Source organism: Aureimonas sp. OT7 (assembly GCF_014844055.1).
Classification (GTDB): domain Bacteria; phylum Pseudomonadota; class Alphaproteobacteria; order Rhizobiales; family Rhizobiaceae; genus Aureimonas; species Aureimonas altamirensis_A.
In genome coordinates this window covers 3,932,107-3,953,405 of the sequence record NZ_CP062167.1, presented here as the reverse complement: position 1 = coordinate 3,953,405, position 21,299 = coordinate 3,932,107, and the positions used below count along the sequence as shown (strand labels likewise).

27 protein-coding genes and 1 tRNA gene are annotated in these 21,299 nt (G+C 59.9%); 17 read left to right on the top strand and 11 right to left on the bottom strand.

Annotated features, from left to right (window positions below):
- Positions 1 to 357 precede the first annotated feature (357 nt).
- Entirely contained in the window at positions 358 to 804 is a 447-nt protein-coding gene (locus tag IGS74_RS18925) for a MarR family transcriptional regulator (RefSeq protein ID WP_206688190.1), read from the top strand.
- A 49-nt stretch (positions 805 to 853) separates the two neighbouring features.
- Here IGS74_RS18925 and IGS74_RS18920 read toward each other — a convergent pair whose 3' ends face one another.
- Positions 854 to 1,168 (bottom strand): hypothetical protein, encoded by a 315-nt coding sequence (locus IGS74_RS18920; protein WP_192388241.1) that lies wholly within the window; start codon positions 1,166 to 1,168, stop codon positions 854 to 856.
- Positions 1,169 to 1,241: 73 nt separating this feature from the next.
- Between IGS74_RS18920 and IGS74_RS18915 the strand changes: the two genes are divergently transcribed.
- Positions 1,242 to 2,432 carry an FAD-dependent monooxygenase gene (locus IGS74_RS18915; protein ID WP_192388239.1) on the top strand — a complete coding sequence of 397 codons (1,191 nt, stop codon included), beginning with the start codon at positions 1,242 to 1,244 and terminating at the stop codon, positions 2,430 to 2,432.
- Between the two features lie 475 nt (positions 2,433 to 2,907).
- Here the strand turns inward: IGS74_RS18915 and IGS74_RS18910 are convergent, their stop codons facing one another.
- From IGS74_RS18910 to IGS74_RS18900, 3 genes are all read right to left on the bottom strand, one after another.
- The gene (locus IGS74_RS18910) at positions 2,908 to 3,984 is read right to left on the bottom strand and encodes a transposase (protein ID WP_192388237.1); all 1,077 of its coding nucleotides are present in this window, start codon (positions 3,982 to 3,984) and stop codon (positions 2,908 to 2,910) included.
- A gap of 322 nt (positions 3,985 to 4,306) precedes the next feature.
- Complete coding sequence (locus IGS74_RS18905; RefSeq protein ID WP_192388235.1) at positions 4,307 to 5,503, bottom strand: site-specific integrase; 1,197 nt, start codon at positions 5,501 to 5,503, stop codon at positions 4,307 to 4,309.
- Positions 5,490 to 5,933 carry an Arc family DNA-binding protein gene (locus IGS74_RS18900; RefSeq protein ID WP_192388233.1) on the bottom strand — a complete coding sequence of 148 codons (444 nt, stop codon included), beginning with the start codon at positions 5,931 to 5,933 and terminating at the stop codon, positions 5,490 to 5,492. Before IGS74_RS18900 ends, IGS74_RS18905 begins: the two co-directional genes overlap by 14 nt.
- A 98-nt stretch (positions 5,934 to 6,031) precedes the next feature.
- On the opposite strand from IGS74_RS18900, the gene IGS74_RS18895 reads away from it, so the two are divergent.
- The 11 genes from IGS74_RS18895 to IGS74_RS18845 all read left to right on the top strand — a co-directional run bounded on the left by IGS74_RS18895 (position 6,032) and on the right by IGS74_RS18845 (position 13,897).
- Positions 6,032 to 6,223, top strand: a complete 192-nt coding sequence (locus IGS74_RS18895) for a helix-turn-helix domain-containing protein (protein ID WP_192388231.1) — start codon at positions 6,032 to 6,034, stop codon at positions 6,221 to 6,223.
- 465 nt (positions 6,224 to 6,688) lie between these two features.
- Positions 6,689 to 7,015 (top strand): hypothetical protein, encoded by a 327-nt coding sequence (locus IGS74_RS18890; RefSeq protein WP_192388229.1) that lies wholly within the window; start codon positions 6,689 to 6,691, stop codon positions 7,013 to 7,015.
- A gap of 46 nt (positions 7,016 to 7,061) precedes the next feature.
- The gene (locus IGS74_RS18885) at positions 7,062 to 8,507 is read left to right on the top strand and encodes a primase-helicase family protein (RefSeq protein ID WP_192388227.1); all 1,446 of its coding nucleotides are present in this window, start codon (positions 7,062 to 7,064) and stop codon (positions 8,505 to 8,507) included.
- Positions 8,508 to 9,499: 992 nt separating this feature from the next.
- Positions 9,500 to 9,835, top strand: coding sequence for a hypothetical protein (locus IGS74_RS18880; protein WP_192388225.1), 336 nt, complete (start codon positions 9,500 to 9,502; stop codon positions 9,833 to 9,835).
- Entirely contained in the window at positions 9,832 to 10,377 is a 546-nt protein-coding gene (locus tag IGS74_RS18875; protein ID WP_192388223.1) for a hypothetical protein, read from the top strand. The genes IGS74_RS18880 and IGS74_RS18875 overlap by 4 nt, the downstream gene beginning before the upstream one ends.
- Positions 10,377 to 10,820: a hypothetical protein gene (locus IGS74_RS18870; protein WP_192388221.1), complete on the top strand. Its 444-nt coding sequence runs from the start codon at positions 10,377 to 10,379 to the stop codon at positions 10,818 to 10,820. Before IGS74_RS18875 ends, IGS74_RS18870 begins: the two co-directional genes overlap by 1 nt.
- Entirely contained in the window at positions 10,817 to 10,987 is a 171-nt protein-coding gene (locus IGS74_RS18865) for a hypothetical protein (protein ID WP_192388219.1), read from the top strand. The genes IGS74_RS18870 and IGS74_RS18865 overlap by 4 nt, the downstream gene beginning before the upstream one ends.
- 109 nt (positions 10,988 to 11,096) lie before the next feature.
- Positions 11,097 to 11,252: a hypothetical protein gene (locus IGS74_RS18860; RefSeq protein WP_192388217.1), complete on the top strand. Its 156-nt coding sequence runs from the start codon at positions 11,097 to 11,099 to the stop codon at positions 11,250 to 11,252.
- 15 nt (positions 11,253 to 11,267) lie between these two features.
- Positions 11,268 to 13,319, top strand: a complete 2,052-nt coding sequence (locus tag IGS74_RS18855; protein WP_192388215.1) for a phage tail tape measure protein — start codon at positions 11,268 to 11,270, stop codon at positions 13,317 to 13,319.
- Positions 13,316 to 13,654, top strand: a complete 339-nt coding sequence (locus tag IGS74_RS18850; protein WP_192388213.1) for a hypothetical protein — start codon at positions 13,316 to 13,318, stop codon at positions 13,652 to 13,654. Before IGS74_RS18855 ends, IGS74_RS18850 begins: the two co-directional genes overlap by 4 nt.
- Entirely contained in the window at positions 13,655 to 13,897 is a 243-nt protein-coding gene (locus tag IGS74_RS18845; protein ID WP_192388211.1) for a hypothetical protein, read from the top strand.
- Positions 13,898 to 13,929: 32 nt separating this feature from the next.
- Here the strand turns inward: IGS74_RS18845 and IGS74_RS18840 are convergent, their stop codons facing one another.
- From IGS74_RS18840 to IGS74_RS18815, 6 genes are all read right to left on the bottom strand, one after another.
- Positions 13,930 to 14,544 carry a hypothetical protein gene (locus IGS74_RS18840; protein WP_192388209.1) on the bottom strand — a complete coding sequence of 205 codons (615 nt, stop codon included), beginning with the start codon at positions 14,542 to 14,544 and terminating at the stop codon, positions 13,930 to 13,932.
- 76 nt (positions 14,545 to 14,620) lie between these two features.
- Positions 14,621 to 14,818, bottom strand: a complete 198-nt coding sequence (locus IGS74_RS18835) for a hypothetical protein (RefSeq protein WP_192388207.1) — start codon at positions 14,816 to 14,818, stop codon at positions 14,621 to 14,623.
- Positions 14,819 to 15,187: 369 nt separating this feature from the next.
- Positions 15,188 to 15,457 (bottom strand): hypothetical protein, encoded by a 270-nt coding sequence (locus tag IGS74_RS18830; protein WP_192388205.1) that lies wholly within the window; start codon positions 15,455 to 15,457, stop codon positions 15,188 to 15,190.
- A gap of 19 nt (positions 15,458 to 15,476) precedes the next feature.
- The gene (locus IGS74_RS18825; RefSeq protein ID WP_192388203.1) at positions 15,477 to 15,761 is read right to left on the bottom strand and encodes a hypothetical protein; all 285 of its coding nucleotides are present in this window, start codon (positions 15,759 to 15,761) and stop codon (positions 15,477 to 15,479) included.
- A 198-nt stretch (positions 15,762 to 15,959) separates the two neighbouring features.
- Positions 15,960 to 16,036: transfer RNA gene (locus IGS74_RS18820), tRNA-Arg, on the bottom strand.
- A gap of 96 nt (positions 16,037 to 16,132) precedes the next feature.
- On the bottom strand, positions 16,133 to 17,578 hold the full coding sequence (locus IGS74_RS18815; RefSeq protein ID WP_192388201.1) for a HAMP domain-containing sensor histidine kinase: 1,446 nt from the start codon (positions 17,576 to 17,578) through the stop codon (positions 16,133 to 16,135).
- 265 nt (positions 17,579 to 17,843) lie between these two features.
- Here IGS74_RS18815 and rpmH point away from each other — a divergent pair, with 265 nt between their 5' ends.
- The 4 genes from rpmH to yihA are packed head-to-tail and all read left to right on the top strand — an operon-like array spanning position 17,844 to position 20,832.
- On the top strand, positions 17,844 to 17,978 hold the full coding sequence (gene rpmH, locus IGS74_RS18810; protein WP_039195429.1) for a 50S ribosomal protein L34: 135 nt from the start codon (positions 17,844 to 17,846) through the stop codon (positions 17,976 to 17,978).
- A gap of 31 nt (positions 17,979 to 18,009) precedes the next feature.
- Positions 18,010 to 18,381, top strand: coding sequence for a ribonuclease P protein component (gene rnpA / locus IGS74_RS18805; protein WP_246722708.1), 372 nt, complete (start codon positions 18,010 to 18,012; stop codon positions 18,379 to 18,381).
- A 3-nt stretch (positions 18,382 to 18,384) separates the two neighbouring features.
- Entirely contained in the window at positions 18,385 to 20,187 is a 1,803-nt protein-coding gene (gene yidC / locus IGS74_RS18800) for a membrane protein insertase YidC (protein ID WP_192391886.1), read from the top strand.
- 6 nt (positions 20,188 to 20,193) lie between these two features.
- Positions 20,194 to 20,832, top strand: coding sequence for a ribosome biogenesis GTP-binding protein YihA/YsxC (yihA, locus tag IGS74_RS18795; RefSeq protein WP_039195427.1), 639 nt, complete (start codon positions 20,194 to 20,196; stop codon positions 20,830 to 20,832).
- A 13-nt stretch (positions 20,833 to 20,845) separates the two neighbouring features.
- Here the strand turns inward: yihA and IGS74_RS18790 are convergent, their stop codons facing one another.
- Positions 20,846 to 21,298: a low molecular weight phosphatase family protein gene (locus tag IGS74_RS18790; protein WP_052195029.1), complete on the bottom strand. Its 453-nt coding sequence runs from the start codon at positions 21,296 to 21,298 to the stop codon at positions 20,846 to 20,848.
- Position 21,299 lies beyond the last annotated feature (1 nt).

Here is a 21,299-nt window from a genome sequence, read left to right as displayed (position 1 = left end):
CTCCATGGCCACCTCGCCGCCGTCTTTGTCGGCAGGGCGTGCGAGAACCTCGCCTCGTAGCTCAGTCGCTTTGGGAGGAGCTATCTTGTTGATAATAAAATAGATAAACGCTTAATTTGTGCGGCAATCGGCGGTGTTCGGCGGGCCGAAGCCGACGAAATGGAGAACTACACCTACGCTATAGCACTCCCAATTAAACATTGAAGGAAGCAAACATCCCGTCGATGGTTTTCCATGGCTACCGGCGCGGCAATGGCGGCATAAGGTAGCGCGGACCTGTCATGGAACGCGAAGGTTGATTGTTTTTCCACCAATCCGATGGTCCGGCAGCGTGGAATGTGGATGGGGCCCTTCCAGTTGAATAATGTCGACTCCTGCTCTCCCGGAGAGGCACCTGGTCTTCTGACCAACCACGCCGCGCGCGTGTTCAATCGCCGCATGGATGCCCTGCTCAGGCCGCTCGGGATCGCGCTGGCGCACCTGTCGCCGCTGATGCTTCTCAATCGCGACGGGCCGATGCTTCAGCGCGATCTCGTCCGTGGATTGGGGATCGGGCAGCCCGGCATGGTCCATGCCATCCGTCGGCTCGAAGAAGGAGGATTCATATCGCGTCGGCCGGCCGAGAAGGATCGCCGCGCCACGATCATCGAACTCACCGACAAAGGCAGGGAAACAGTCGCGGTCGCCTCGCCCTTCCTCATCGAGGTCAACGAGAACGCCTTGTCAGGATTCACCGCCGAGGAAAGTAGGACGCTGGCGATCCTGCTCCAGCGACTGATCGCCAACCTTGAATTGGATGAATGATTCTCGGCAATCACCCCTCATCCCGCCAGCAACCTTGACGGAGAAAACATCAACGCTGATATAGTCTCATCTGAGTGAGACCTGTTGGCGGAAGGATGGACAGATGCATGCGGGGTGGGTGCCGCTCGCCGGTCGGCGTCTCTACTGCTTCGAGATGGGCGAAGGGCCGGTCGTCCTGCTGCACGGGATGACCAGCGCCGGGATCGCTTGGCGGGCGCAGGTCACCGCGCTGGCGAATGCGCGGTACGACGAAGTGCCGAATGCGAAGCACCTCGCCAACGTCGACGAGGCCGGGGCTTTCACGCAGCGGCTTCTTCGGTTCCTTGGTGAGGGGGCCTTCCAGCGGGTGGGCGAGGATCGGCACGAGAAGCGGTCAGCAAAGATGAGCGACCCGGCAGGCCCCTGCCGTTGGACAGTCGAGATCAAGGAGATGAGTCATGGCGAAGCGGGTTCTTGTCACGGGCGGCAGCGTGGCTGCGAACACGCTCGCGTGGTGGTTGGTCAAAGGCGGGTTCGACGTCACGGTTGTCGAGAAGGCGCCGGCGTTCCGCGATGGCGGTCAGAACGTCGACGTGCGCGGCGTGGCGCGCGGCGTGCTGCGGCGCATGGGGCTGGAAGAAGAGGTCGGCAGGAGCGGCACCGGGGAGACGGCCTGGACCTTCGTCGACGAGAACAGCAAGGTTGTCGGCCGGTTCGCGCTGAAGGATCTTGGTGCGAACGGCCCGACGGCCGAGTTGGAGATCCTGCGCGGCGAGTTGGCAAGGCTGCTTTATGAGAGCGTCCGCGACCGCGCCGCCTATCGCTTCGGCGATACGGTCGACTCCATCGAGGATGGCGCCGATGCCGCCTATGTCCGCTTCCAGAGCGGCAGGGAGGAGGATTACGACCTGGTCCTGATCGCCGAGGGGGTGGGATCATCGACGCGCGAGCTGGTCTTCGAGGGCGAGAACGAGCCGCGCTGGATGGATGTCACCATGGGCTATTTCACGATCCCGAAGGGTCCGGGCGATGGCAGCGACGCCCGCTGGTACAATGCGCCGGATGGCCGCAGCGTCTTCCTGCGTCCCGACAACAAAGGAACCACCCGCGCCGTCCTGACCTTGCAGGCCCTTGTTCGCGAAGCACCGGCGGCGCCGGAGGAACAGAAGCAGTGGCTGAAGGAAAGGTTCTCCGATTCCGGTTGGGAAACGCCCCGGGTGCTCGACGGGCTTGAAGACGCCAACGACCTCTACTTCGACCTGTTGCGGCAGGTGAAGATGAAACGGTGGCGCAAGGGTCGCGTCGCCGTCACCGGCGATGCGGCATGGTGCGCGACGCCGCTCAGCGGCATCGGCACGACGCTGGCGATCGTCGGCGCTTATGTGCTGGCCGGCGAACTTTCGAAAGGGGACGACATCGAGCGGGCCTTCAAGTGCTACGAAGACATCATGCGTCCTTTCGTCAAGAAGGGTCAGAACGTGCCAAAGATCGGTCCGCGTCTGATGCAGCCGCACAGTCGTCTGGGTGTCTCGCTCCAGCGCTCCGTCCTCGGCATTGCGTCGAAGCCCGGCATCCAGAAGGTTCTGACCAAGGTGGCGATGCCTCGGGCAGAGAGTGTCGAACTGCCTGAATACCCGTTCGACGCCTAAAGCTGACGTGGCGGTCACGTCAATTCCTCAGAAAGCACGACGTGCGAACGTGCGTAGCATCGCTTGTTATGTCCGCCTTTGCGACTGCCGATGCCGCCCTGCTACGGCGATTACGTCATGTTCCTTCTTTCGCGACTTTCGTACGCCTATCGGCGCCCGAAACCCTTCAGGTTAGCGGTCCGGCAGCTTTCGAGCTGATCGAGTGAAAAAGCGGCCGTAGCTGGTAAGGCGATCTCCGCTTTCTCGATTGCGCGACGCTGTACGCTCAGACGTGCTTGGCAAAGAAACCGAGCATCTTCGAAGGCTCGTTCGCAAAATAGTCATAGGCGGCGAGGCGCGCCTTATCCAGATGGACGGATCGAAGAACTACGTGTTGACGTCTGGATGATGCGTTTTTGACAATCCGTCGCTTTTTGCGTCGGCTTTTGTTGGGAACTTGTCCCGGGCAAGACGCCCATGGGGTATGCAGTGCGCTTCAGGCGGCGCTGATCCGCTCCAGATAGATGAAGCGGCGGATATTGTAGACGAGATTGGCAAGGCCGATCTTCATCTCGGCGCGCTTGATGCCGACGGTGCGGATGAAGAGCCCCATGCGGGATTTCTGGTCGGCGAAGACATGCTCGACGCGGGATCGGATCACCGACTTTCCGGCATTGGCGCGCCGGGTCGGCGCAGGCATCTCCCGGTGCGGCGGCTTCTTGTGGTGGACCTTCGAGACGAAGCCGTTCTTGTCCATGAAGGCCTCGTTCGCGGCCGAGCGATACGCGGTGTCGGCCCAGACGGAAGAGCCGCTGTTGCTGCGATCCAGCAAGCCCTCGCGCAGTCTGGCCCCGTCATGCGCGCTTGCATCGGTTGCCTTCCAGCGCCGGATCAGACGGAAGCGGCGATCGATGGAGATGTGGTTCTTGTAGCCGAAGGCCGGGATGGCGAGATCGACGGCCGGCACCGTTCCATCCTCCTGCGGCTTGGCCTTGGTGAACTTGAGCGTCCAACGCGCGTCGCGGTCCTTGTGGCGCAGCTTCGCGGGCTTGTCCTTCCAGGCTTCCGGTATCTTGCCGGCCTTGATGTCGGCTTTCTCCGCCTTCGTATTGCGCTGTCGTGGCGCGGCAACCAGCGAGGCGTCGATGATCTGACCGGACATCGGGATGTAGCCGCCATCACGCAGCATCGCATCGAAGCGCTCGAACAGAGACCCGATCGCGCCAGCCGTCGTCAGCCGCTCCCGGAACCGCCAGATCGTCTTGGCATCGGGCACCCGATCCGAAAGGCCAAGGTCGAGGAAGCGCATGAAGGAAAGCCGGTCGTTGATCAGATACTCGGCGCGCTCGTCCGACAGCGTGTTGATCGTCTGGATCACAAGGATCCTGAACATCATCACCGGATCGAAGGGCGGACGCCCGCCTTTGCTGCCGTCGCTGTAGGAGAGCGTCTTCTCAAGCTCCGGCCGGAACAGCTCGAAATCAACGGCCCGCGAGAACGCTTCCAACTGATCGCCGAGCCCGCTCAGACGGGCCAGCCGCTCATCAATGTCGAAGAAACCCGGCTGATCCATGTCCAATCCCAGAAAACGCCAAAGGCAACGGAATCACGGACACCCCTTCAAAGCCACAGGTTTTTAGAACCCTCCATCTGCGCGCGCTGGCGCAGCGCGTCGAGGTCGCCGACGACGAGGTTCGCATCATGGGATCAAAGTCGGAATTGCTGCGAACGCTGGTCGCCGCTTCTAGCGTAGAAACGGCGGCGTTCGGCGTTCATAGTTCTGTTCTGAAATGGCGCGCCCGAAAGGATTCGAACCTCTGACCCCCAGATTCGTAGAACGATCCTAGGCCTTAAAACGAAGGGTTTCTGGCATCCATGTCGCAGACATGTTGCAGTTAGGCCAGAAATGCGCGCTCTGCGGCCGCCATTTCGTCAGCATCGTTTTCTCGGGGGAACAGGTGGGAGTATCGGTCCATCGTCAGGGCGATCGTGGAGTGCCCCATGCGCTCTTGCACTGATTTGGGCGGCAGTCCGAGGCCTCCATCTTCCTTGCGGTTCACGCACCAGCTGGCAAACCAATGCCGAAGGCAATGCAGGCCCGTGTAGCGCGGCGCCATGATGGCGTTACCCTTCTCGTCGACCTCGCCCGTATCGATCGCTACGCCTGCCTTTACCCACGCAGGATGCACCTCGCGTCGAAGGAGGTTGTTCAGCGCCTCGACCTTACCCGCACCGTTCGGGAAGACCAGGCCGGCGTCACTCTTGGGGCAGGCGAGCTTCCATTCCTTCAACGCCGTAATGACCATCGGAGGGGCCGGCACGGTCCGTTCCCCCGAAATCGACTTCGGGCGGCCGATATCAGCGTATCGATCGGCGCGTTGGTGAACGCGAATTCGACCGTTGGCAAGATCCACGTCTTGCCAACGAAGGCCCCTGAGTTCGGACGCCCGCAAGCCGCAGAACGATGCGACCAGAATAAGCGGCCGGGTTCGCCCTCGCAGGACGGCCAGGAGCGCCTTCACCTCATCGCGGGTAGGGATGTCGACCCCGACCTTCAATCGGCCTTTCTGACGCTGTTCCTGCCGGCGTTCTCCCGATCCGCGCCGGGCTCGCATGTCTCGCACGACATTGCGGGCTACCAGGCCGCGTTCCTGGGCATCGGCAACGAGTGATCCTAGCGAGACGAGAATTTTGCGGACCATGGCTTGGGACCGCCCATCATCCCGCAATTCGTCTTCGAATGAACGAACCTTCGCGATGGTCAAGGACGAAAGCCGGTGCGTTCCAATGCGCGGCACAATGTGCAGGCGGAGATGGCGGTCGTAATCCTCGATCGTTGCACGCTCCAGGCCGGCAGCGCGAGCCGTCGCCATCCAGAGCTTGCCAGCTTCCGCGATCGTCGCGCTGGCGCTGTCCGCCACATGGGTTCCGTCGCGGATGTCAACGGAAGCGCGAGCCGAAAATGCGTCCGCATCCTTCTTCAACTTGAAGGTTTTCAGCCGGCGCTTCCCGGCGGCATCGAAGTAATCAACGACCCACGCAGCCTTTAGATGCCCGCTCGGCGTGGTCCAAGAGCGCTTACGAATGCTCACTGCCGTCATCCAATACTGTGAGTAGGTCAGTCTGACTCGGATTTTTGGGCGCTACACGAAACTGAAGTTCACTGACGGCATCATCAAGTATTTTAAGAGCATTGGCGTGAGGGGAAGTCTCCAAACCTCCATCTAGGAGAGACTTTTCTTTCAGATAATCGCGAACAAAAGAAACAGAAATATTATCGGGTGGATATGCTCTGTCTAAGGTAGACAAGATTTCTTGCTCAAAGGACCGTTGTTTATCCTGCGCTGCATAATCTATGCGTTTTACAAGATCGTCTGGAAGTCGAGGATCAACGAAAGAGCGCCTGAGGCGCTCGACGATTTCCGCCGTCATGCTGCGTCCAGCGGAATCAGCCTCCGACGCAATCATAGTTTTTAGGTCTTCTGGGATTCGAAGGCGAAAATGAAGGTCGTCGCGAGACATGCCGCACCTATGACACACAATGCTATTGACAACGATGCCACACTACTGCCACACCTATCAATGCCACACCGTGTGGCATAGCTAATGGAGGCTTAAGGATGTCGCAGGTTGTCGATACGTCACTCGACCTAGTTTGGGGTATTGCGAACATAGCGCGGCTGCTGGGACGCACGGTTCATCAAACTTACCCGATGCTGCGTGACGGCCAACTGCCGGCGCGTCAGGTCGGGGAGCGCTGGGTCGTTCGGCGTAGTGAGATTGAAAAGTTTTTCACGATGGACGCCGCCTGATGAGGGCGGCAGATACAACCTGTGACCAGATCGGCCTGTTCGATCAGCCGGCTCAGGCTCGACGGTCGCACAACGGGCTAACGATTGAGAAGTGGCTTTACGATCGATTGTCAGCAGGAACACCAACCTTAGAGCATCAAGTCTGGCCCGAGATGGTCGCGGTTCATTTGATGCGTCAGGACTACCTTAGTGCCGCGGACAAGGGCGGTTCAGATGACAAGAGCTTCGAAACTGAGTTTGGTATCGCTCTCCGAAAGCTCATACCGTTGTCGAAGAAACTCCGGACGATCAGAAGCCGCGGCAGGTGCATGTTTTACCGCCTGCCACCCTTGGTTGACGCTCGGAAGCACTTTTCTCGGAATGCGACCACAACGCCCGGTGCATTGTCATGGCGATAAAAATGGGCTCGGCAGAGGCTGCAACCTCTCCGAGCCATGGTCCCACAATCCCGACTAGGAGAGAGATATGGACACGAATGGATATAATCCATCCACAGATGAAATGCCAGTACCTACTCTGCATGAAGTTTTCGACGCGCTTCACGACTTGGAAGATGTCATTGCGGATGCTCGAAGCATGAGCGGTCTAGTCGATCACCTTGTGAGCAATGATTTGCCGGACTGCGGCAAGCAAAAAACTGCGACGGTGACTTATACCCAGTTGGATAGGCTTTCTTTCGCAAGCGTTCAGTCGATGCGGCTCACCGGCCTTGTTTACGACCAATGGGAAAAAGTCGCCATGCTATGCTTTCGCTTTGAGGAAGCCGCGCGACGCAATGGGGGTTCCGTATGAACCTCCCCATTAAACAGAGCATCAGCGCGCCTTCGAGGAAACTATCGTGAGTATCGATGGGCTCGAACGAACACGGGCAATTATTGCCGACGCCACCCGCAATATGAAATCGAATTACCAGGGCATCAGCCTCGTAGAGGCCGGCGTCAGCGCTCTCCATCTCTCCAATTTTGATATTGACGAGATGAATAGAGAGTTCGCCTTTATCGTCATCGGCAAGGGCGAGATGATCGTCTGGTTTCGGCCTGGCGCTCGACAGGAAGAGGGCGTCAGGCTGATAACCATGAGCGCTTTCCGGGCGCTCAGTCATAATGCTCGCCACCAGTGGGTGGACGACAAGGGCAAAGAGCGTTCGATCTCCTACGCTGACAAGTGGCTGATGCATCCCGGTCGGCGCGACTTCGCAGGTATCGAATTCTTTCCGAATCCAGACGGCGCCGAGGGAAAGCACGGCTACCTGAACTTGTGGACGGGTTTCACCGTCCAGCCGCGCCCAGGAGGATCATACAGCGTCTTCCGCGACCATCTTCGCACCAACGTTTGCGATGGGGATGAGACACTGTTCCGATGGCTTTTTGCCTGGTTCGCGCAGCTCGTTCAACAGCCTCGCCAGAAGACCGGGACCGCCATCGTTCTGCGGGGCGGCATGGGTTACGGGAAAACGGTAGTTGGCGAGGTCATAGGATCGTTGTTCTCCAACCATTACGTGCTGGCTGACGATCCGCGTTACCTGACCGGCAACTTTAACGCCCACATGGCGAGCTGCCTGCTGTTGCAGGCCGATGAAGCTATATGGGCGGGCGACAAGGGATCAGAGGGGCGCCTGAAGGGCCTCGTCACATCCACTACGCAGATGATCGAGGGCAAAGGCATTGACCCGATCAAGATCGACAACTTTCTCCGGATCATCATGACATCGAACAACGACTGGGTCGTCCCGGCCGGGAAGGATGAGAGGCGTTTCGCGATATTCGACGTTGCGGGCCATGCGGCTCAAAACCATACCTACTTCGGCGAGATGGCGGAGGAACTGGACTCGGGTGGGCGAGGGGCCCTTCTGCGGGATCTACTCGACTTCGATCTGTCGTCGGTGAATGTCAGGGTCATACCGAAGACGGCGGCTCTGCTGGAACAGAAGGTTCACAGCCTGGAGCCTATCGACGCCTGGCTACTTGATCGACTGCATGCTGGCACGCCCACGAAACATCACTCGAAATGGCCTGACTTCATCACGGCCAGCGCGCTGCGAGACGATTACCTGGGCGCGGCCGACAAGGTCGGAGTTCACCGCAAAAGCTTTGAAACTCAGTTTGGGACGAGGTTTCAAAAGCTCATGCCAAGAGCGAGGAAGGCGCGTCGCAACGTATCCGTCAGCGACGAGAGTGGACCTGAGCGCTTGTGGGGGTATGACCTGCCGCCTCTCTCGATGGCCCGCGACGACTTTGAGGCTGAATTCGGCCAATCCATCAGATGGGATCGGTCGGATGAGTAGAGGCAAATGTCCAACCTTGTCCAACCTTAGCAGCCGCACAACGAAGGTTGGACGCTCAAAATTCATCAACGATTTCAAGGGCCCTGTCCAACCGTCCAACCTGACCAACCTAAAACGCAAGTCATACGCATGCGCGCGCATGCACATGCACACGGACTGCCCATTTATGGTTGGTCAGGTTGGACGGTTGGACAGGACCTTTGATATCATTCGGGTTTTTGGCGTGTCCAACCTACGGATAAACATCAACGAGGTTGGACAAGGTTGGCCATCGGACAGCCGGAGGCGACGGCGCTCATGGGCGGACCTTAGCCAGCCGGAAGGCGGATGTCCACCGGGTGACCGGATGGCCCCCGGTTTAGGGACCGTACCGCCGTTCTGCGCCTCATACGGGGCGGGCCGACCCCTGATTTTCGCCAGTAGATGGCTCAGAAAGCGGTACACAGGTTGCACGAAAGCACGTGTACGCACGTTGGATTGGCGCTGCAGATGAGTGATCATGCGCTTGCCCGCATTGTTGCTCTGACGAAGGCTGCGGAATGCTGTCTTTCCAACTCGGACCCGAACGTCAGGTCTGTCGGAGCGGATCTAATGGCTTGGGTCGAAGGCGGCGCGTCAATCTCGCTTGACGCGCAACTAGGTCTCCGCCGGCAAGGTGGGGTCAGTGCGAAACGCGCTCTCGCCCTGGCCGACCGCGACTGCATGCTTCGAACCCTGTACGCGGAGCGCTGGGCAGACTTGGCGCCAAGCGCTGCATCTCGCGTGATGATTATCAGCTTCGAACGCTACGAATGCACTCGATGGCTTCGTGAGCGAACATTGCTAAGCGCGCCATCGGCAGAGCCTGCTGCCACCTGGTGGCGTATGCTCCGCACTGGCTCTGAGATGCCTGGAAGCAAACGCTTATCACAGATATTGATGCGGGAAATTCAAGGCATGGTTTGAATTTCCCCTGATGCGTCTGATCTTGCTCTAAAGGAGATTTGACGCTCGTGGAAACGCAACACACCATCGACAGGACACGTCTGCCCGGCCTTCGTGCAGATTGGGATGCGAGCATTGCCTCTGCCGATAAGATCAGCGCAGCTATCTCTGATCTTCAGTGGGAGTTGAGGACTTTGCGCCCACAGGTAGCGGTTCGGGAGAGCGATCCCACTGCTTTTAGAAATGAGGCACCCGGCGTCAAAGCCGACATGAAAGCAAAGCAAGATGAGTTGCGCGGGCGACTGGAAGACCTGCGTGCGGCGCAGGAGCAGGCGCGCGAGCGCGCTCAGGCAGCGCAAGAACTATACACGGCCTGCGCACGGTTTCTTGGAGTGGTTCGATGAGTGATGCGATCCGTAGCGCCTCTGCGATGGTGAAGAAGGCTCAAAATGCAGGACGCGAACTTTCCGACGCTGTCGAAACATTGCGAAGCCGCGTGCGCACGCTGAAAGCTGAACGTGACCGCATTCGTGCTCTTTCACCGCCGATGGATATCGCCATTGGCCGAATTAGGCAGTGGGCTGGTGAGATGCGCGATGTTGCCTTGAGCGGGTCAAATGGATTCATTCCGACGCCGTCGCATTTCTGCGACCGCGAATGGTCGCCTTCGTACCACATCAACGTCGAGCAAACATTCAATGCATATCTAATGCCGCTATTCCTCGAAGCCTTTGAACGGGCAACGCGCGAGCATTACGAGACCATCGAATGGATATCAGACGATGAACGTGAAACGAGCCTCATCCAGCTCGATCGAGACCTGCTTGATGTTGAGATGGCTGAAGAAAGCGTCATCCGAGCGGCTGAAGCGTCAGGCTTCCCTATAGTCCGTCGAGGCAACGCAGATCCCCGCGCTGTGCTTGCTCACGACAAGGCTTTGCCTTGATGGATAAGTTAATCCCATTCAAGCGTCCCGAAAAGCCGAGCTATCTATCTGCCTGCCGCGATCAAGGCGTCCATCAGGAACGCGAAGAGCTATTGGCTGAGCATGCCGAGCTGCTGGATGAGCGGCGACGCATGGCGGCAGAGGCTGCACAGCGGCGCATAGAGATGGAAGCTCGCATCGGCGGCAACGCACCCTCTGGGCATCTACCGGTCGATCATCCTCGGTTTGCCGATAGGGCGGGCCAGGCCAAGGCGGAAACTCTCGCCCGGGTCGACGCCATTCTCGAAGCGTTCGAACGGCTTGGGCATGGTGGTCCCTGGCTTTCGTCGCTCCGTCTTTTGATCTGCCAAACCGACATGAGCCCCGAGTGGATCGCGACGTACATCCACATCGCGGAACATAGTTCACTCAGCATGTCGGAAGAAAAGGAAGAAAAATTATGAAACTGGACAGTCAAGCCTCGAAAGCCCAGGCCGACAAGGGGAGTATGGCAGCCAATATGCGAAAGCTCCTTAACCTAAGCGATCCGGCTGCTGAGAAGTCATCCGAAGATAAGCCATCGCTTTCGGCGAATATGCGTCAGCTACTCGCTCGTGATGGCGATCGCTGAAAATCATTCTGAAATCATCGCGCGGGGGCTCCTACTCTAAAGCGCGGTGGTAAGGGGCCGTTGCCGTCCGTCAACGGCCCCACCCTCCAATCCGACCCAAGGACTGACCATGAAGAGCTTTTCGCCTGTGACAAACATCAAGGTCGCGGCCACAACGGCCAGCCAGCGCACCGCCTTCAGCAACATCTATCGTCACACGCATTTCGCCATTGCTGCGACCGCCAACATGGACGTGTTCGTGTCCCTTGGCGGCGAAGCGTACTAACAGCGGGGTCGTCTAATGGTCCGGGAAGTCGAAGCCAAGCTCGTCCTGTCGGCACAGGACCGCACCCGCAAGGCGTTCGAGAGCATCGAACGGCGACTGAAGGGCGTCGAGAAACGAAGTTCCGTAGCCAACCGGATGTCGGCACAGGCCGCGCGGTTCGAGCAGGCAGCGGCACGCACGACCAACTCGATGTATGCCACGACTGCCAGGATAGCCGCTCCACTTCTCGCGGCTACAGGCCTGAACTCCGGCCTGCGGACTCTGACGTCTTACGAAGACGCCTTGACCGAGATTCAGAAAAAAGGCGGCTTCAGCGAAAAGCAGATGGCGAAGTTGGGCGACGAAGCTCGAGCCCTCGCCACCAGCGGCGAGCTCGCAGTCCCACTGAATGAAATCCTCTCGGCGTACGAACGCGGCGCCGCTGCCGGTCTGCCGCTCGAGGATCTTCGAGACTTCGCCGAGCTATCCGCCAAGGCATCGGATGCGTTCGGCATGTCAGCCGAGGAAGTCGGCAATGCGGCGGCTGGGTTCAACGTCGGTCTCGGCATTCCCATCGCCAAGATGGAAAGCTACTTCGACCTCATCAACTCGCTCGCCGATAGCGGCATCAGCGATGAATCCGATATCATCAAGTATCTCGACAACGCCGGCGCGGCGCTCAAGAACTTCGGCCTGTCGGCCAATGACGCGGCAGCCTATGGCGCAGCGTTCCTCAACCTGAAACTGGGGCCTGAGACCGCGGCCCGCATGACAAATGCTCTGACGCAGAGGCTGATCGCGCCGGACAACCTGGGCAAAGAAGCCTATGCGGTGTTCTCTGAATTCGTCGGCGATGTCGGCGAGTTCAAGGACATGCTCAAGGGCGATGCCCAGGGCGCATTGCGCAAGTTCCTTGGGGATCTGGCGAAGCTCGACAAGTTCGAGCGTGCCCGCGTCACCGGTAAGATATTCGGCACGGAATGGTCCGACGAGATCATGCGCGTAGTTGAGGGTATCGAGGAGGTCGATCGCAACATCGCCGCAGCTCGCAATACCGACAGCTGGGCCGGCTCCTTGGAGAAGTCTTATCAGCTCAAGCTCGACACGATGATGTCTCGCTGGCGGCTGTTCCAGAACCAGATCGGCGAGACCGTCATCGACCTCGGGTTGATGGGCCTTCCGGCGCTGAAGGAAGGCCTCGACGGCGCGACCAACCAGGTGAAGGAACTCGGTACCCAGATCGAGACCTTCAGGTTCAAGGTCGACATGGAGGAATTCGACGCTGCGAAGACGGCCGTCGCCGAATTGTCCACCGCCGTCAGCGAGTTGCTCGATCTCGGCGGAGACGGTGACAGCGTGCTCGAGCAGACATTCGACCGCATTGCTAATGCCGCCAATGCGGTGAGCAGCGCCGTCAACATCGGACACGACCTCGCCGAACGGATCGGCCTTGTAGACAAGGATCAGGAAACCGCCGAGGCGGAGTCTGGCCGCTTGCAGAAGTGGACCGACAACTTCCTCGAATGGAACAAGATCGTCGGCGGTGCTTTCGACCTGGCCGACTACGCGATCAATGACGGTGCATTACGTGCTGCTCGTAAGGATCGTATTGCCGGGCGGGAGCAGGACGACGTCGACGATCGCGTGAGCGGTGCATTCGGCGATGGCGGCCTCCCTGGCCGAGAGCCACGGCTAAAGATAACGCCGCCCACCCCGGGCACGATCGATGGCTACGCTGTTCGCAACACGGGCGAAGTCCCTACGCCGCGCTTCTCCACCGACATGCCGGCGCTGAGCGAGGATTTGGATGCGTCCACAGACCGGCTGCGGCAGGCCATGGAGGCCAGCGGAGCAATCGTTACCACGTCCGGGGCGGATGCGGGGAGCAAGCTTCAGGACGGGGCGCAGGCGGGCGCCAACGCACTGATGCAGGCGGCCCAAGCAATCGAGACAGCTGGCAGGAATGCGGCCGCCGCGATCTCCTCCGTTCGGATCCCATTACCAGGTGGCGCGACTGCCGCGTCGCGTCCGCGTGCGAATGCCAATCTTGGTGACTCGATGGTAGGTGTCGGGGAGGCGGGCCAATGACTATCACCAGCGATCAGAAGTTCGCGACCGCTCACAATCTGCTTCGCCCTTTGCGTGGAGCGCTGAGCGTCGAGCAACTCACATCGTATCTTGCCGCAATCCGACAGGAGCGAACCGCCAGTGAGGAGAGATGCCGTGTAATCGCGCAACGCATTGTCAGCCTGGGTGTCTCCGAGGAAGTCGTCGCCGAGCTTATGGCAGCGAGCGAGGCCGTCGGCGTGAACGACGCCATGTGCACCCTTCACGCCGCAGCGCTGACCCTTCAGGCAATGCCAAATAGCGGTGGCGGTCAGCGAACCGCCGGCGGTGCCTGTGCTGACATTTCGAGAGGATAGATGAATTATACGGCCTGCAACCGATCCCAAATCCTTGATGGGATTGTCCATCGCGCTTTGCATGACGCCGTGATGAAGCATGGATTTCGACGCGATGAAACGGCCTTTGCGCTACTGCATCATGCTGCTTTGTTGGCTGGGGCCGCCTATGATCCGGAAAGACCGCTAGTTGCGGATGCGATGGAAGACATGGCAAAAAGACTGCGTTTCAGCGAGCATTTTTCGGCTTCACGAACGTGTTAGTCTCGCAACACATGGCAATTATAGACTTCGCTCTAGGTTGCTTTGAAATAATCCTTTGATATTTCCATATAGTCGAGGTCAAACGCTAAACCTACATATCTTACAGGCGTTTGAAATTCGCGTGCAAGTGCCTCGATACGACTTTCGTCCACGGGGCCATCCGCCAGTATTTTCTCTCGCACTGTGTATGGTATAAGAATCTCAACCGCTCCCACCTCAGCCACTTTCTCCATTGAAACCGCTACTGGTTGATTCATTGGCGAGCTCTTCACGCTTGCTAGTGACAGCTCGGTTATTAGCAGCTTAACGTCATCGTCGGAAACGCTGTGGCTTCCTTTGGCGGTATCGAGGGCGTGGCAAAGCTCCTTCGTAACAACGAATCGCAGCCAATCTAATGAGAGATGGTTCGCGTATCTAATTTCAACCTTCGTTATCTCACCGGAGTACGGTTGAAAGTACTCGAACCGACGAAACGAGCCCCATATTGGGTTGTCCGCTGGAGTATTGTAGCCAACGAATTCGACTATATCGATCTTGGTATACGCAGTTACCAGGTTGACTAGAGTTTCCAGCGTGCAAGGTGCGCAAGGATCACCCATTTCCGCCGCGGCAGCGTCGCCTACGGACCGTATCGCATTGAAGATCATCCAAAAAATTCCGCATAAAAATAGGCGGGACTTAGCCCGCCTATTCGACACACCCTAAGTGCTACCTAATTAACAGTTAAGAAGGCAGATTGCCAGCCCAGCCGGAATGGCGAACACATTCACCAGATGCGATTGCTTCTTCGATCTGGTTTAAGCCCTCATAAATGTCATGCGCCTTAACAGCGCGCGAGGGATGGAAGAAAAACTTCACATCCACCAAACCCTCGTCTCGGGCTTCTGCAAGCCGAGAGAGGAACTTATCCTGCTCGGTCATCGGCAATCTCCTACCTACCTAAATAGCTAGACATAAAGAAACACCCTACCGCGTCGCGCAAGTAAGGTTCGAATGGCCATCTTCGTTTAGCCTATGATGGCGGCATCGACTGAATTTCGAATGTCAAGCCATATTTCGATTTTAGAGTAATGCGTCCCCAGTCGTTCGTCTAGGGATTATCGCAAAAAATCGGATTCAGCGGACGCTTAGTGGCATAAAGCCCTCACTTATCATAGTCGAACTGTTGGTTAGCGAGGGCTTTAATGTCGCGGTAGCCACGGCGGCTATTCGGCAGTCGGAAATGGCCGCAAAAGCGCCGTTTTAGCGATGCGCCCGCATATCTAGTCGGTGCGCCGCTGTAGAGATCGCTCAGTCTGTGTCGGGAATTTTATATTGCAGGTAATCCCTAACGGCCCACGCATCTCGGACACGATCATCAATTGCTTGATCGAGCTCCCCGCCGTCGCGCTCGACAGCACCGGTTTTCCTTCGGAAATAGCTTCCCATGTCCTCGGGGTTGAATTTCGGGTCGTTTACGACGTGTGATAAGGCACGGTGGAATGCCTCGTCCTCAAGATCGTGTCCGCTAAACCAAGTGGGACGGTTCAGATAGCGGTCGAAAATTTCGTATATCGACATTGTGAAGCCTCTTCTGCGCTTAAAGGCGGACGTTGATCCAGTTCCAGACATTTGGGGCCATCCAGCCCTGATGTTGGCCTGCGACCATCCTGGTGACGACCAGCTTATCGCTGTCGGCCAGCACTGCCCGGATGTCGGTGCAAACGGCATTCGCATCTGCTGTTGAGCTGACGAATACGACCGAGTCCAAGCCGTCGTCTTTGATATTTTCATAGCGCTGCAGATGTTGGATTAGCCGCGCGCGCGCCTCGGCGTAATTCTGCCGCTGTCGGTTCAGGTCCCATGTCACGAGATAGACTGCCATCGAATCGCCTCCCAACGGTTTGGTGAAGCATTCTCATACAGAGCGTCCATGATTGGTGATGACGTTCGCGGCATGTCGCACAACATGTTGCAGTCATTAGCCAATGCCCACCACAAAACCCCACAAATGAAGGACATTGGGCGCAACATCGTGCAACATGCCCTGACGGCAAGTTTCACTCTAACCTATTGAAAACGTTGGCGCGCCCGAAAGGATTCGAACCTCTGACCCCCAGATTCGTAGTCTGGTGCTCTATCCAGCTGAGCTACGGGCGCATCCGGCGTTGGCAGGGGCTTGGCCCCGCAACCGGTGTGAGCGGTTCCTAACCGCTCCCTTTTGCGAAAGCAAGCGCCCTCTGCCGAAAAAATGCGTCACATGCGGCTGTCGCGTTTGCCGACAACGATTTCGAAGCGCGCCCCCGGCGAGTGCCCTTCGACATGGTGGATCGAACCCCCATGCGCCTGCACGATCTCGGCCGCGATGGCGAGCCCCAGCCCGGTGCCGCCGGCGCGCGTCGAGCCGCGAAACGCCTTGAAAAGATTTTCGCGAGCACGGGCGGATAGGCCGGGGCCGGTATCCTGGACGCCGATCCGGACGTCCTCGCCGTCCACGTCCACCGCATCCACCACGACACGGCGGACGAGCGCCTCGTCGGCATCGTTCTCGAAGGCCTGGATCGCGTTGCGGACGAGATTGGCGACGGCGCGATGGAAATGGTCGGGGTCCACCTCCATCTCGAGATCGGGCGGCACCTCGTTGGCGAACTGAACCCGATCGTCCAGCCCGGCCATCATCTCGAATACGTCGTCCACGAGGAGACGCAGCCGAATCACGCGCTTCTGCGGGTTGCTCTCGACCGCGCGGCCATAGGCCAGCACCGACTGCGTATAATGCAGTGCCCGGTCCAGGCTGCGGATCAGCGTCGGCGCGAAGCGCTGCACCTGCGGATCCGGAATGTCGGAAAGGCGGTCCGAGACAAGCTGCGCCGAGGCCAGCGTGTTGCGCAAATCATGATTGATCTTGGAGACGGCGAGCCCCAGATCCGCAAGATGCCGCTGCTCGCGCAGCATCCGCTGCAGCGTGCCCTGCATGTCGGCCAGGTGCCGTTCGGCGATGCCGATCTCGTCGTCGCGGCTGCTGGCCACGATGACGCGAGCGGGGTTCTCGGGCTCTTCCCGGAACCGCACCATCGATTCGGTCATGCGGCGCATGGGCCGCAGCAGATAGCGGCTGATGGCGATGTAGACGAGAAGCCCGGCGAAGCTGGCCAGCAGAAGCGAGATGGTGAAGATATTGCGCGAATAGACCAGCATCGCCCGGCGCAACGGTTGCTCCAGGAGAACGACTTCCGCCGTCATCGTGCCGTCACCGATGGGGCCGAGGGCCCGAATGGTGCGCTGGCCGCCGAAGAGAAGCGTGTCGAAGGCCGCGCGGATCGATGCGGGGATGGATTCGGTCGCAAGGTCGACCTCGCGGTCTACGGGGCCCACTTCCTCGGCCCGCGCCAGAAGCCGCGACATGCCCTGCGACTCGACCGCGATGAGCTGCGCGCCCAGAGAATGGAGAAGCTCCGCCTCGTCCTCCGGAGCCATCAGCCCGAAGGGGCCACCCGAACTGCGTCCGGCCGCAAGGCTGGCGGCCGCCACCGTCTCGACCTTGGTGTGGAGCCAGTCGCGGCGAAACTTGGAGACGGACGGCACGAACACGGCGACCTCGGCCAGCATGATCGAGATCATGGTGAACCACAGGATGCGCGTCGACAGACGGCGCGGCAGCGTGGGCCGGTGGGCGTTCGCCTCTTCCCTGGCGCCCGTCATCCAATATCCTCTCAGATCCTTCCTCGCCCGATTCCGCACCTGGTACCGGCAACTGGCCATCGCGCCTTCGTACTTCTTAGGCTCTCGGGCCGCAGAATAGGAAGGCGCAATTGACTTTCGTCCACGAATTTTCCATAAGCGCCGCACCAGAGCGGGTGGCAGCCCGCGTCAGAGTGCTTATGCATGTCCGACGCCCCGTCCGCCAAAGTCTATATCGAGACCTGTCGAACCAAGGGGTCCGCGGATATCGCCGCGGAATAACAACATGAAGCGCACCTATCAGCCGAGCAAACTCGTCCGCAAGCGCCGCCACGGCTTCCGCTCGCGCATGGCGACCACCGGTGGCCGTCGCGTCATCGCGTCGCGCCGCGCCAAGGGCCGCAAGCGCCTGTCGGCTTAAGGCCAGGGCCGCCGGCGCGCATTGCCGGGTGGTGCAGCGACTCAAGAAGCGGTCGGAATTTCTGGCCGCACGCAAGGGCCGTCGTCTGAACGGCCCTTTGTTCTTTATCGAGGCTCTGGAACGTCCGGACGATGCCCCGGCCCGGTACGGACTTACGGTCACGCGCAAAGTCGGCAACGCGGTGGAGCGCAATCGCATCCGCCGACGCCTTCGTGAAGCGATCCGCGTCCATTCCGGGGCTGACATGGTGCCGGGCTTCGATTATGTGATCGTCGCGCGCCGCGATCTTCTTGCAGCACCCTTCGAGCGGATCGGAGCGGAGCTGTCTGCACGGTTTCGAAAAGTGGCGCGGGGCGACGCGGGCGGCCGTTCCGGCCAGAAGGCCCGTCCACCGGGAACGTGAATGATGGAAAACAACCGCAATTTTCTTCTGGCGATGGTGCTGTCCATCGCGGTCCTCGTGGGCTGGCAGTTCTTCGTCATCAGCCCCCGCATGACCGACGAGGGCGCCGCGACGACGACCGCGGCGGAGGGATCGTTGCAGTCGCCCACCGTTCCGGCCGGCACCCCGCAGGAACAGGCCGTGGCGCCGGCAGGCCGCGAAAGCATTCCGCAGGCCGCCCCGCAGGTGGATACGCTGACGCGGGAGGCCGCCATCGCCGCCTCGCCCCGAGTCGCTCTGGATACGCCCTCGCTGTCCGGCTCGATCAACCTGATCGGCGCCCGCCTCGACGATCTGCGCCTCAAGAATTACCACGAGACGGTGGACGATTCCTCTCCCACCATCGTGCTGCTGTCGCCCGAGCAGACCGGCCATGACGGCTATTTCGCCGAGTTCGGCTATACCGGGCAGGATATCGGCTCCCTGCCGGGCCCGACGACGCGCTGGCAGGCCGAGGACGGCCAGACGCTGACGCCCGGCACCCCGATCCGCCTGACATACACCAACGAGCGCGGCATCGCGTTCGTCCGCGAAATCTCGGTCGATCCGAACGCGATGTTCTCCATCGCCGACAGCATCACCAATTCCGGTGACGCCGCGGTCTCGGTGCAGCCCTACGGGCGCGTCGTGCGCCATTCCAAGCCGCAGGTCGCCTCCGCCTGGGTCGTGTTCGAGGGCCTCATCGGCTATCTCGGCGAAAGCGGCCTCAACGAGGTCACCTATTCCAAGATCGAGGAAGAAGGCAGGGTCAGCCCCGCTTCGACCAATTCCGGCTGGCTCGGAATCACCGACAAATATTGGGCGACGACGCTGATTCCGGATGCCGGCGCGTCGTTCCAGCCCGGTTTCCGCTTCTCGTCCGACAATGGCAGCCGCTACCAGTCGGAATATCTGAGCGAGGCCGTCAACCTGCAGCCCGGTGAAACCCGCGAACTGCTGACCCGTGCCTTCGCCGGCCCGAAGGTCGTCAGCCTGGTCGACGGCTACCAGGACAGCCTCGGCATACCGGAGTTCAGCCGCCTGATCGACTGGGGCTGGTTCCGCTTCCTGACGCGTCCGCTCTTCTACGTGATCGACTGGATCTACAACTTCACCGGCAATTTCGGCATCGCCATCCTGCTGGTGACCGTCATGCTGAAGCTCGTCTTCTTCCCGCTCGCCAACAAGAGCTACAAGTCGATGGCGAAGATGAAGAACGTGCAGCCGCTGATGATGGAGCTGCGCGAGAAATACGCCGACGACCGGATGAAGCAGCAGCAGGAGATGATGCGCATCTACAAGGAGGAGAAGATCAACCCTGCCGCGGGCTGCTGGCCCGTGCTGGTGCAGATCCCCGTCTTCTTCGCGCTCTACAAGGTGCTCTACGTCACCATCGAGATGCGGCACGCGCCCTTCTTCGGCTGGATCCAGGATCTGGCCGCGCCGGACCCGACGAGCATCTTCAACCTCTTCGGCCTCATTCCGCTGACGCTGCCGCACTTCCTGATGATCGGCGTCTGGCCGATCCTGATGGGCATCACGATGTTCATCCAGATGAAGTTGAACCCGACGCCGCCCGATCCCACCCAGCAGATGATCTTCACCTGGATGCCGATCCTGTTCACCTTCATGCTGGCGTCCTTCCCCGCCGGTCTGGTGATCTACTGGACGTGGAACAACTTCCTGTCGATCATCCAGCAATCCGTCATCATGAAACGCAACGGCGCCAAGATCGAGCTGTGGGACAATCTTCGCGGTGTGTTCCGACGAAAAGGCTCGGAGGCCTGACGGAGCGTGGCCGAAGAGACCAGCCTGATCTTCAAGCGGCCGTGGGTGTTCATCCGCGGCGTGCCTGCCATGAAGTTCCTGCCGCCGGAAGGCCCGCCCGAGGTGGCGTTTGCCGGTCGTTCGAATGTCGGCAAGTCTTCCCTGATCAACGCGTTGCTGGGCCAGAAGGGGCTGGCGCGCACGTCCAATACGCCGGGCCGTACGCAGGAGCTCAACTATTTCGTGCCGGACGGCTATTCCGGCGGCGCGGATGACCTGCCGCCGGTGGCACTGGTGGATATGCCGGGCTATGGCTACGCCAAGGCGCCGAAGGAGCATGTCGATGCCTGGACGCGCCTCGTCTTCGACTACCTGCGTGGCCGCGCCTCGTTGAAGCGCGTCTTCGTGCTTATCGACTCCCGCCACGGCATCAAGAAGAACGACGCCGACGTGATGGCGCTTCTGGACAAGGCCGCCGTGTCCTACCAGATCGTCCTGACCAAGACCGACAAGATTTCCGCCCTGGCGCTGCCCAAGCTGATGGCGGCGACGCAGGAGGCGATCCGCAAGCGGCCCGCCGCCTATCCCGAAATCCTGTCCACCTCGTCCGAAAAGGGCGTCGGCCTTGCCGAGGTGCAGGAGGCCATCGAATCCTTCGTCGACTGACCGGTCGCCGCGCTCAGGCGGGGGAGGCCAGGCTTCGGGCCCGCAAGTCGCGAACCTTCGCCTCTATCCGGTGGAACACATCGCGATAGGCATCGAGGATCTGCTCGCGGCTGCCGGTGGTGGCCGACGGATCGGGCATCGGCCAGAATTCGATCGTCACGGCCTCGGCACCGGTGTGCTCCAGCGCATGGTGATGCGCTTCCGGCGACATCGTGACGATCATGTCGAAGAACCCATCCTCCATATCGTCCATGCGGCGGGGCGGTGCGCTGACGGGCGGCAAGCCTTCTTCCCGCAGGATCGCATCCACGAAGGGGTCCGGCTGGCCGTCCTTGACCCCCGCCGAGGCGATGTAGACGGTGCCGGGCAGGAGGCTGCGCGCCAGGACCTCGGCCATCGGCGAGCGAATGGAATTCATGCCGCAGACGAACAGGATGGAGCGGGGGAGGGTGGTGCCCGGCGTCATC